This window comes from Streptomyces sp. NPDC004134, from assembly GCF_042874195.1.
In the GTDB taxonomy this organism is placed as follows: domain Bacteria; phylum Actinomycetota; class Actinomycetes; order Streptomycetales; family Streptomycetaceae; genus Streptomyces.
Genome location: NZ_JBIAMS010000042.1, coordinates 25,190 through 35,783, shown reverse-complemented (window position 1 = coordinate 35,783; position 10,594 = coordinate 25,190). Strand labels below are relative to the sequence as shown.

The following is a 10,594-nucleotide window of genomic DNA, read 5'->3' as shown; positions in this document are numbered from 1 at the left end:
GACGATTCAACGCAAGGACAGCCGAAGCGTCAGTCAGAGCAAGAGCCAGACCCCCGGGCGGTGCCATCACCAATCCTCACTGTCAGAGCAGGCGCATACCCTTGGGCGGGCGTGAGGGCACGTACGGCCGCGCCCTCCCCACGCGGCGAGGGTCGTTGTCGTGTCGACGCAGAGCAAGGACACCCGTCCCGGGCCCTCGCCTCGGCCCCCGCCGCCACGTGACGGCGGGGTCGCCGCAGGCGACATGGCGGGCACAGGCCCAGGCTCTACGCCGCAGACGTGGGCTGGGCTGCGCTGTCGGGGGCCGGCGGGCTCTTGGCCGTATCCCCGTCCGCCGCCGGTTCGCCAGGCCCCGCCGGTGCCCCCGGCTCCACCACCGGGTCCTCCGTCGGCAGCCCGCGCATCAGCAGCGCGTACCCCGCCGCCGCCACCGTGCCCACCGCCGCGCACCCCGCCCACAGCCACTCCGCCCCGGCCGCGTCGATGACCCATCCGCCCAGCAGCGGCGCGGCCAGCGACGCGACGGCCCAGGAGGTGGTGTACATGCCCTGGTACCGCCCGCGCCCGTGGACGGGGGAGAGGCGGACGACGATGCTGGTCTGCGTCGGGGCGTTGACGATCTCGCCGAGCGTCCAGACGCAGACGACGAGCGCGTACACCGCGACGGACCCGGCGAAGACGTTGAGCCCGAACCCGTACCCCGCCAGCAGGGAGGAGACGATCAGCAGCATCCGCGGGTCGCGGTGCTCGATGAACCGGGTCACGGGTATCTGCATGACGACGATCAGCACGCCGTTCACGGCGATGGCGAGCCCGAAGTCCGAGCTGGAGAAGCCCTGGTCGCCCATCGCCACCGGCAGCGAGACGTACGCCTGCATGAAGATGAGCGCGATCAGGAACGACAGCCCGACGACACCCATGAACCGCCCGTCGCGCACCACCGTGCCCAGGCTGACGGGGTCCGCCGCCTCGCCCGCCGCGCCCGCGGGGCGCTCCGGCCGGGACTCCGGGAGCTTGACGAAGACGAGGATCGCGCAGACGAGGGTCAGGGCGCCCTCGATGAGGAAGCCGGCCCGGTAGCTGTACTCGGCGATGAAGCCGGCGCCCGCGGAGGAGATCGCGAAGCCCAGGTTGATCGCCCAGTAGTTGAGCGAGAAGGCGCGTACCCGGTCCGCGGGCGGGACGATGTCCGCCATCATCGCCTGCACCGCGGGCCGGGAGGCGTTGGACGCCATGCCGACGGCGAAGGCGACGGCGGGGATGGCCACCGGGTGGCTGGTGAAGCCGAGGACGGCGACGGTCACGGCGGTCGAGGACTGCGCGAGCATCAGTGTGGGGCGGCGCCCGAGGCGGTCGGCGAGCACGCCGCCGCCGAGCGAGGAGATCACGCCGCCGAGCCCGTACAGGGCGGCGACCAGACCGGCGTACGAGGCGGAGTGGCCGCGCTCCTGCGTGAGGTAGAGGGCCATGAAGGTGGCGACGAAGCCGCCCAGCCGGTTGACGAGCGTGGAGGTCCACAGCCACCAGAACTCGCGCGGCAGTCCCGAGACGGTCTCGCGGGTGGCACGTCCGATGCGGGTGACGGACACGGCGGGACCCCCGGATGTAAGCAGCGCGATGGATGAGGGGATGTTACGAAGCGGGGTCGCCGGTTCGCCACCGGATTGACGGCTGCCGTCAATCCGGGGCCGCGGGGGAGGGGGCAGGCCACTCGATTAGGCTCGGAGCCATGGCCGACGCACCGTACAAGCTGATCCTCCTCCGTCACGGAGAGAGCGACTGGAACGCCAAGAACCTGTTCACCGGCTGGGTGGACGTGAACCTCACCGACAAGGGCGAGAAGGAGGCGGTGCGCGGCGGCGAGCTGCTGCGCGAGGCCGGCTGGCTGCCGGACGTCGTCCACACGTCGCTGCTCAAGCGCGCCATCAGGACCGCGAACATGTCGCTCGCCGCCTGCGACCGGCACTGGATCCCGGTCGCCCGCTCCTGGCGGCTCAACGAGCGGCACTACGGCGCGCTGCAGGGCAAGGACAAGGCGCAGACGCTCGCCGAGTTCGGCGAGGAGCAGTTCATGACCTGGCGCCGCTCGTACGACACGCCCCCGCCGCCGATCTCCGACGACAGCGAGTTCTCGCAGGCGCACGACGCGCGCTACGCGCACATCCCCAGCGAGCTGCGGCCGAAGACCGAGTGCCTGAAGGACGTGCTGGAGCGGGCCCTGCCGTACTGGTACGACAGCATCGTGCCGGACCTCCAGGCCGGCCGGACCGTGCTCGTCGCGGCCCACGGCAACAGCCTGCGGGCGCTGGTCAAGCACCTGGACGGCATCCCCGACGAGGAGATCCCCGGCCTGAACATCCCCACCGGCATCCCGCTGGCGTACGAGCTGGACGCCGACCTGCGCCCGGTCGGCAGCGGCGGCACGTACCTCGACCCGGAGGCGGCGGCCTCGGCCATCCGGGCGGTGGCGAACCAGGGCAAGAAGTAAGCGCCCAAGGGCAAGCCCCCTACCTGCGGGTTCTCCGTCGGGAGGGGGCTTTTCGCTACCTCTGGGCCGTCGCTGGGCCGTGTCCGGTCATGAGCGAGGCGTCGACACCACAAGCCCGCGCCTGGCTCTGTGCTGGTTACGGGAGCGCACACGGCACATCACTGACCTCGTGAACGGGGCCCGCCCGCGGCTACTGGTGCGAATGGCTCCTGGGAGCCCACCCGACACAACAGGCGGATCACTCGCCCGAATGCCAACGCCCCGACAAGTCAAACGGTCCGGTGGGCGAACCCGCCGGACCATTATGGAAGATCAGTCCCCGAAGGTGATGATGTAGACGGGGCTGTCAGAGCTGCCCTCGTTGTGCACCACCGGACAGGACGTCTCCTGCTCGCTGTCCTTGGTCTTGATCTGAGTTCCGCAGAAGGGCGAATCGTCCCACTCGAGCGTTTCGATGTAGCTGAACACGGGGATATCATCCCCTCCGTTACCGGCGGCAGCGCTGGCCCCGCCGATGCCGGCGGAGAGGATTCCGCAGGTGGCTACGGCCACCGCTGCAATGTTCCGGACGTTCCTCATATGTCTCCTCCGCTTCTCTGCCCCAGATCAGGCAGACACGGGGGAACGATGCGCAAAAAAGATCAGAGCGTAACGTCGTTCATGCTTTGATCACTCCTACGGCCGTACAAGTTCCCAAGCTGAGGGCTGCGGTCGTGGGACGACGGCATCAAGAGCGCGTACACGCGCAGGGTCAGACCAGGGTCGGCATCACGGGCCCACCTTGCTGAGTCCTCCCACGGGAAGAATCGGGCCAGGCAGTCCCAGGGCAAGAAGTAGCGGCGCCCCACCGGCATACGTACACCGCAGCCCCTGCCCGGCGTCGTCAGGGCAGAGGCTGCGGGCGTCTCGTCGCAGGCGTCGTCCGGCGGCTCAGCCGCAGCTCCCGCCGCAGTTGCACGACCCGCCCGACTGGCACCCGCAGGAGCAGCCGGAGCCGCACGAGCAGGAGCTGAGCTTCGGCAGCGGGGTCATCTTCGGGCGCATCCGCGGCGGCCGTGCCGTGGCGCGCGGGTCGGCACGGGTGCGGGAGGTGAACTCTTCCGGCATGCGGACCTCCTAGCAGGGGTGTTCCCTTCCACCAGGAGGCTGCCCCGGCGGCCGGGGCGCACATGCGGGCGCGCGGATGCATCTGCGGCCGTCGTACGGCCGTACGCCCCGGAGGCTGCGCCCGGCGCGTGAGCCGCCCCTGTGAGCGCCCGGCGCGCGCGGGGCCGCGCCCCCCGCGCGCCGGTGGCCGGACGGGGCTAGGCCCCGTCGACGGGGGCGGCGCTCAGCTCGTCGGCGTGTTCGCCGGTCACCAGGTAGACCACCCGACCGGAGCAGGCCACGGCGTGGTCGGCGAAGCGCTCGTAGTAGCGGCCGATCAGGGTCACGTCCACCGCGGTCTCGATGCCGTGCTTCCAGCGGTCGTCCATCAGGTGCTGGAAGATCTTGCGGTGCAGGTAGTCCATCCTGTCGTCGTCCTGCTCCAGCTCCAGCGCCAGGTCGACGTTCTTGGTGGTGATGACCTCCGCGGTCTTCGCCATCAGCCGCTGCGCGAGCTGCCCCATCTCCAGGACGGTGGCGTGCAGGTCGTCGGGGATGCAGCGGCCGGGGTAGCGCAGCCGGGCGAGCTTGGCGACGTGCTTGGCCAGGTCGCCGGCGCGCTCCAGGTCGGCGCTCATCCGCAGCGACGTCACCACGATGCGCAGGTCCGTGGCCACGGGCTGCTGCCTGGCGAGCAACTGGATGGCCCGCGTCTCCAGCTCGCGCTGCAGGTCGTCCACCTTCTCGTCGCCCGCGATCACGCTCTCGGCGAGCTGCAGGTCGGCGTCGAGCAGGGCTGCCGTGGCACGGCCCATGGCGGAGCCGACCAGCCGGGCCATGTCGACAAGGCCCTCGCCGATCGAGTCGAGCTCCTCGTGGTAAGAGTCGCGCATCCCAGTGTCCCGTCCATCCTCTTTGCCGATTTATGCAGCATCCACCATGCAGGGGACGATGCGCCACTTAGTGAATCGAGACCGACCTGAGAGTGAACTCTTGGCGACCAGTGTTCGAGCTGGCACCCGGATGGCTGTGGAAGGGGCGCACGAGGTGCCTAACCTGGAGTCATGGACGTGAACGCGGCGGTCGCCGCGGCGGCAGCGATCGCCGGGCTGTGCACCGGCGTCATCGCCGTGCTCGCGTTCCGCTGGAGCGAGCGTGAGCAGGCCAGGCCCACGCGCACCTCGCTGCACACGGACGCGGTGCTGCCGCCCGGCGTGGACACCGTCCTGTCCGTCCTGCGCTCCTCCGCCGTCGTGCTCGACGAGGAAGACGCCGTCGTGAAGGCCAGCTCCGCGGCGTACGCCCTGGGACTGGTCCGCGGCGGCCGGCTGGCCGTGGAGCCGATGCTGGCCATGGCCCGCGACACCCGGCGCGACGGCGAGATACGGCAGGTGGAGCTGGACCTGCCCCGGCGCAGCGGCCGCGGCGAGGCGCTGGCGGTCTCCGCCCGCGTCGCCCCGCTCGGCTCCCGGCTCGTCCTGCTGCTCGTCGAGGACATGACCGAGGCCCGGCGCATCGAGGCCGTCCGCCGCGACTTCGTCGCGAACGTCAGCCACGAGCTGAAGACCCCGGTCGGCGCGCTGTCCCTGCTCTCCGAGGCGGTCATGGACGCCGCCGACGACCCCGAGGCCGTGGAGCGGTTCGCGGGCCGGATGCAGGGCGAGGCGACCCGGCTGACCAGCCTCGTCCAGGAGCTGATCGACCTCTCCCGGGTGCAGAACGACGACCCGCTGGAGGACGCCGAGCCGGTACGGGTCGACGAGCTGGTCGGCGAGGCCATAGAGCGGTGCCGGCAGCAGGCCGGTGCCAAGCAGATAACCATCGCCACCGGCGGCACGGCCGGGCTCCACGTCTGGGGGCACCGCGGCCAGCTCGCCGCGGCCCTGGGCAACCTGGTGGAGAACGCCGTGAACTACAGCCCGGCCCGTACCCGGGTCGGCATCGCGGCCCGCCGGCTGCCCGCCCCGGGCGGTGACCTGATCGAGATCGCGGTCACCGACCAGGGCATCGGCATCTCCGAGAAAGATCGCGAGCGGGTCTTCGAGCGCTTCTACCGGGTCGACCCGGCGCGCTCGCGGGCCACCGGCGGGACCGGACTCGGTCTCGCCATCGTCAAGCACGTGGCCGCCTCGCACGGCGGGGAGGTCACGGTGTGGAGCGCTGAGGGCCAGGGCTCCACGTTCACCCTGCGGCTACCCGAAGCCGCACGTCCGAAGACCGGCCGGCCCGACACCGGCCGCAGCGGCGCTCTCATCGGCCCGGAGGACCTCGACGGCGAGGACCCGCTCCGGCTCGACGGGAACGGCGCGTCAGACACAGCTCCGGAGGTCATTCCGTGACCCGCGTGCCCACCCCCCGGCGCGGCCCCACCCCCCGCCGCCCCGCCCCTCCCACTTCGTGCTGTCCGTCCCCCTCGGAGGTCAGAGCGTGACCCGGGTTCTCGTCGTCGAGGACGAAGAATCGTTCAGCGACGCACTGTCGTACATGCTCCGCAAGGAGGGCTTCGAGGTAGCCGTGGCCACCACGGGCCCCGAGGCGCTCGACGACTTCGACCGCAACGGCGCCGACCTGGTGCTGCTGGATCTCATGCTGCCGGGCCTGCCCGGCACCGAGGTGTGCCGCCAGTTGCGCGGCCGGTCCAACGTCCCGGTCATCATGGTGACCGCCAAGGACAGCGAGATCGACAAGGTCGTCGGCCTGGAAATAGGAGCCGACGACTACGTGACCAAGCCCTTCTCCTCCCGGGAGCTGGTCGCCCGGATCCGCGCGGTCCTGCGCCGCCGCGGCGAACCGGAGGAGGCGGAACCGGCGGCCCTGGAGGTCGGCCCGGTCCGGATGGACGTCGACCGGCACGTGGTGACGGTCGCCGGCGACAAGGTCGACCTGCCGCTGAAGGAGTTCGACCTGCTGGAGATGCTGCTGCGCAACGCCGGCCGGGTGCTGACCCGGATGCAGCTCATCGACCGGGTCTGGGGCGCCGACTACGTCGGCGACACCAAGACCCTCGACGTCCACGTCAAGCGGCTGCGCGCGAAGATCGAGCCCGATCCCGGCGCGCCGCGGTATCTGGTGACGGTCCGCGGCCTGGGCTACAAGTTCGAGCCGTAAACGGGCCGGTGCGGCGGGTGCGCGTGTGCGTCCGCCGTACGGAACGGAAGGGCACCCGGCCCCGGCGCGCGGCAGCGCCGGGGCGCCGGGGCGTGACCGCGCTGCCGCGCGCCCGGGGCGTACCGCCTACTGCTCGGTGACCGGGCTCTCCGAGGACGTCGCGCCTTCGGTGCCGTCCGTGCCCTCGGTGGCGTTCTCCGCGGCGTCCGCGCCCGCGTCCGGCGAGGCGCCGTCGGTGGCGTCCGTGCCCTCGACGCCGCCTTCCGTGCCCGTGCCCGTACCCGCGTCCTCGCCGGGCTCGGCGTCCGGGGAGGACGTCCCGGTCTCCACCGGGGTCGGCGTCGGGGTCGCGGCCCAGGGCGCGTACTCACCGTCGTCGGCGACGATGAACGCGGCGAGGCGCACCTCGCCCTCCTGGCTGAATTCGAAGGCGAGCTTCTTCGTCGCGCCGTGCCCGGCGTCGTGCCCGTCGGGCAGCACCGCCGAGGCGTGGCCCTCGCCGCCCAGCATCACCGAGCCGCCCGCCGGCACCACCACGCCGCCCCGGCCGTTCTCGCCGGACAGCTCCAGCTCCTGGCCGCCGTCCGCGAGCGTCAGCCGGTCCAGCGTCTGGTCCCTGTCGCCGTTGTTGAAGATCCGCGCGGAGACCGCGGCCGGCCCGTCCGCCTCGTCCGCCGGGGTGATGACCACCGCGTTCTGGATCTTGATGCTCCCCGCGGTGACCCGTGCGTTGTCGGGGTTGATCTTCAGGGTCTCGGCGTTGTTGCCCGCCCCGCACGCGGTGAGGGCGGCGAGCGAGAGAGCGAGGGCGGTCGCGGCGAGCGTGCCGCGTCGAATGCTGCTGCTGCTCACGGCGGCGGCATCTCCTTGGACGTGAGGGCCGGTTCGGCTCGGGTGCGGTGACGTTGGTGCTGGGGGGAACAGTACCGACCCCCTTCTGGGGGCACGGACCCGACCCGCCCTCTCACGTCCCGGCGCGCCTTCGCCGGCCTCCGGCGTACGGCCGTGCTAATGCCCGGCAATATCCGCGCGGGAAGCGGTGTTGCAAGAAGCACGGGAACACCGGTGGAGGGAGAACGGGGGATATCGATCACCACCCGTGTGATCAATTCTGGGAATCCGGCCGGATTCGTTCGTGATCGGCCGAACGGAGCAGCACGACTTCACCGGCCGACTCCGACAAATCGGGACGATCGCCGCCCTGCTGAACCTTCCGGCGGCAGGTAACCTTCGCGTTTCGGGTTTCCGGCAGGGGGCGTCCGACCTGCGGAAACCATGATTCCGGCGGAAGCCGAAGCACGTTCCAGGGTCGGTTGTCAAGCCCCGAGACGGGCCCTGACCTGCGAAAACGCCATTCAGAAGCGGCCTGTGCCGTGTTACCCTGGATAGCCACGGAAGGGGTACCTGTCACATGACGTTCAAGGTTGGCGACACCGTGGTCTATCCCCATCACGGGGCCGCGCTGATCGAGGCCATCGAAACTCGCCAGATCAAAGGTGTGGACAAGACCTACTTGGTGCTGAAAGTCGCGCAGGGCGACTTGACGGTGCGCGTGCCGGCGGACAATGCCGAGTTCGTCGGGGTACGCGATGTGGTTGGCCAGGAAGGGTTGGAGCGGGTCTTCGAGGTGCTGCGTGCACCGTATGCGGAAGAGCCCACCAACTGGTCCCGGCGGTACAAGGCGAACCTGGAGAAGCTCGCTTCGGGTGACGTGATCAAGGTCGCGGAGGTCGTCCGGGATCTGTGGCGCCGGGAGCGCGAGCGCGGTCTCTCCGCCGGAGAGAAGCGGATGCTCGCCAAGGCCCGCCAGATCCTGGTGAGCGAGCTGGCGCTGTGTGAGAGCACGAACGAGGACAAGGCGGAAGCGCTGCTCGACGAGGTGCTGGCGTCCTGAACGGTGCCTGACCGCACCTCACGTCACGCAGGCGGTGCCCCGTGGGCTCCGTGGCCGTGACGGCTGCGGCATCGCCCGGATTCCGGGTGCCGCCGCGGCTGCCCGGTGAGGTGGTCATGGCTCTGTTCGGCGCCGGCTCCGCCGGTGCCGCCGTCTTGGCATCGGTACGGTGCCGGGCTGTCCGGATTCCTGCCGTCGTCGGCGTTCGCCGGTGGCGTGTGTCGTCACACACGCGCCCGCCGTCGATCCGCCGTATCGCGGTGTCGTTCCGGATGCCGCTGCCGACGCCGGTGTCCCGGCGCTGCCCGGTCACGTCCTTCGTGGTCCGTCCGTTTGTCCCCGCTCGTCCTTTCACGTCCGTCCGACGGCCTGAAAGCGTGCCGGGTTTCGGGGGGCAGCCGTAGGCTCCCGCGCCGCGCGTGCGTATGCTCGCGTGCGGCGCGCCGGGCCGACGGCTGTCCCGCTTTCATGTGGACAACCGTGCCGGGCCCGGGTAGCTGCTGCGACCATGTGCGTCACGGAAGGGGGTCGTCAGCGAGCTCCGCGGTGGGGGCACGAAGCACGTGCCCGGCACGCTTTTGGCCATACCCATGTCGTCCAAGGACACAAACCTGAACACCGCAATGTCTCCGTCAGGCACGTCCGACTCGCCCGCCGCGTCCGTACGGACCCGGCCCGGCCACTCGGACTCGTCAGGTCCGTACAGATGCGCCGCGGTGATCCCCGCCGCCGGCCGCGGAGTACGGCTCGGCCCGGGCGCACCCAAGGCCCTGCGCGCACTCGGCGGTACGCCGATGCTCGTGCACGCCGTACGCGCCCTCTCCCGCGCCCGCGCGGTGTCCCTCGTGGTCGTCGTCGGCCCGCCCGACGAGGCGGCGCAGGTGCGCACCCTGCTCGACGACCACCTGGAGCACCTCGACTCGACCGAGATCGTCGTCGTCCCGGGCGGCGACACCCGCCAGGACTCCGTGCGCCTCGGTCTCGCCGCGCTCCCCGACGACGTCGACGTCGTGCTCGTGCACGACGCCGCCCGCCCGCTGGTCCCGGTGGACACCGTGGAGGCCGTCGCCGCCGCGGTACGGGCCGGGGCGCCCGCCGTCGTACCGGCGCTGCCCGTCACCGACACCGTCAAGCAGGTCGTGCCCGGCGGTGAGCCGGGCCGCCCGGAGCCGGTCGTCGCCACCCCCGAGCGGGCCGCGCTGCGCGCCGTGCAGACGCCGCAGGGCTTCGACCGCCGGGTGCTCACCGAGGCCCACGAGAAGGTGCCCGCCGCCGGCGAGGGCGCCACGGACGACGCCGGGATGGTCGAGCGGCTGGGCGTCGAGGTCGTGCTCGTACCCGGGCACGAGGAGGCGTTCAAGGTGACGCGGCCGCTGGACATGGTGCTCGCCGAGGCCGTACTGGCGCGCAGGAGGGCGACGGATGCCTTCTGACACGAACGATCCGGCCGGCGTGCCGGGAGCGGGCGGCGCGGCCGGTCCTGCCGGTGCGTACGGCGTGCTGCCGCGCGTCGGCGTCGGGACCGACGTGCACGCCTTCGCGGAGGGGCGCGAGCTGTGGTGCGCGGGCCTGCTGTGGGAGGGCGAGAGCCACGGCCTCGACGGCCACTCCGACGGCGACGTCGCCGCGCACGCCGCCTGCGACGCGCTCTTCTCCGCGGCCGGCCTCGGCGACCTCGGCGCGCACTTCGGCACCGGCCGTCCCGAGTGGTCCGGCGCCGCGGGCGTCGCGCTGCTGGGCGAGGCGGCCCGTATCGTGCGCGCGTCCGGCTTCCACATCGGCAACGTCGCGATCCAGGTGATCGGCGTCCGCCCGAAGATCGGCAAGCGGCGGGCGGAGGCCCAGCAGGCGCTGTCGGCCGCGGCCGGGGCGCCGGTGTCGGTCTCCGGCACGACGACCGACGGCCTCGGGCTCACCGGCCGCGGCGAGGGCCTGGCGGCGATCGCCACCGCGCTCCTGCTGCCGCCGGCCGGGTGACGGGGGCTTCCGGCCGGGTGACGCGGGCTCCGCGCCGCCGC

11 protein-coding genes are annotated in these 10,594 nt (G+C 71.8%); 7 read left to right on the top strand and 4 right to left on the bottom strand.

Annotated elements, in window-relative coordinates; all coding sequences use genetic code 11:
- Nucleotides 1-266: 266 nt before the first annotated feature.
- A complete protein-coding gene (locus tag ACFYVJ_RS33830) occupies nucleotides 267-1,589 on the bottom strand; it encodes an MDR family MFS transporter (protein ID WP_388900028.1) in 1,323 nt (440 codons plus the stop codon).
- Between the two features lie 140 nt (nucleotides 1,590-1,729).
- Here ACFYVJ_RS33830 and ACFYVJ_RS33825 point away from each other — a divergent pair, with 140 nt between their 5' ends.
- Nucleotides 1,730-2,488, top strand: coding sequence for a phosphoglyceromutase (locus ACFYVJ_RS33825; RefSeq protein WP_388900026.1), 759 nt, complete (start codon nucleotides 1,730-1,732; stop codon nucleotides 2,486-2,488).
- A gap of 312 nt (nucleotides 2,489-2,800) precedes the next feature.
- On the opposite strand, the gene ACFYVJ_RS33820 is transcribed toward ACFYVJ_RS33825, so the two are convergent.
- Nucleotides 2,801-3,040, bottom strand: coding sequence for a hypothetical protein (locus ACFYVJ_RS33820; RefSeq protein ID WP_388900023.1), 240 nt, complete (start codon nucleotides 3,038-3,040; stop codon nucleotides 2,801-2,803).
- A gap of 400 nt (nucleotides 3,041-3,440) precedes the next feature.
- Here ACFYVJ_RS33820 and ACFYVJ_RS33815 point away from each other — a divergent pair, with 400 nt between their 5' ends.
- Complete coding sequence (locus ACFYVJ_RS33815; protein ID WP_388900020.1) at nucleotides 3,441-3,608, top strand: hypothetical protein; 168 nt, start codon at nucleotides 3,441-3,443, stop codon at nucleotides 3,606-3,608.
- A gap of 184 nt (nucleotides 3,609-3,792) precedes the next feature.
- Here ACFYVJ_RS33815 and phoU read toward each other — a convergent pair whose 3' ends face one another.
- Nucleotides 3,793-4,467: a phosphate signaling complex protein PhoU gene (gene phoU / locus ACFYVJ_RS33810; RefSeq protein WP_388900017.1), complete on the bottom strand. Its 675-nt coding sequence runs from the start codon at nucleotides 4,465-4,467 to the stop codon at nucleotides 3,793-3,795.
- A gap of 171 nt (nucleotides 4,468-4,638) precedes the next feature.
- Between phoU and ACFYVJ_RS33805 the strand changes: the two genes are divergently transcribed.
- Together ACFYVJ_RS33805 and ACFYVJ_RS33800 are read left to right on the top strand one after the other, a co-directional pair.
- Nucleotides 4,639-5,913, top strand: coding sequence for a sensor histidine kinase (locus ACFYVJ_RS33805; protein ID WP_388900014.1), 1,275 nt, complete (start codon nucleotides 4,639-4,641; stop codon nucleotides 5,911-5,913).
- Between the two features lie 88 nt (nucleotides 5,914-6,001).
- Entirely contained in the window at nucleotides 6,002-6,682 is a 681-nt protein-coding gene (locus ACFYVJ_RS33800) for a response regulator transcription factor (protein WP_047016404.1), read from the top strand.
- Between the two features lie 126 nt (nucleotides 6,683-6,808).
- On the opposite strand, the gene ACFYVJ_RS33795 is transcribed toward ACFYVJ_RS33800, so the two are convergent.
- A complete protein-coding gene (locus ACFYVJ_RS33795; RefSeq protein WP_388900011.1) occupies nucleotides 6,809-7,534 on the bottom strand; it encodes a hypothetical protein in 726 nt (241 codons plus the stop codon).
- A 559-nt stretch (nucleotides 7,535-8,093) separates the two neighbouring features.
- Here ACFYVJ_RS33795 and ACFYVJ_RS33790 point away from each other — a divergent pair.
- The 3 genes from ACFYVJ_RS33790 (at nucleotide 8,094) to ispF (ending at nucleotide 10,553) form a co-directional block, all read left to right on the top strand.
- On the top strand, nucleotides 8,094-8,576 hold the full coding sequence (locus tag ACFYVJ_RS33790) for a CarD family transcriptional regulator (protein WP_018836077.1): 483 nt from the start codon (nucleotides 8,094-8,096) through the stop codon (nucleotides 8,574-8,576).
- Nucleotides 8,577-9,199: 623 nt separating this feature from the next.
- Nucleotides 9,200-10,009 (top strand): 2-C-methyl-D-erythritol 4-phosphate cytidylyltransferase, encoded by an 810-nt coding sequence (ispD, locus tag ACFYVJ_RS33785; RefSeq protein ID WP_388900008.1) that lies wholly within the window; start codon nucleotides 9,200-9,202, stop codon nucleotides 10,007-10,009.
- Nucleotides 9,999-10,553 (top strand): 2-C-methyl-D-erythritol 2,4-cyclodiphosphate synthase, encoded by a 555-nt coding sequence (ispF, locus tag ACFYVJ_RS33780; protein ID WP_388900006.1) that lies wholly within the window; start codon nucleotides 9,999-10,001, stop codon nucleotides 10,551-10,553. Before ispD ends, ispF begins: the two co-directional genes overlap by 11 nt.
- Nucleotides 10,554-10,594: the final 41 nt, after the last annotated feature.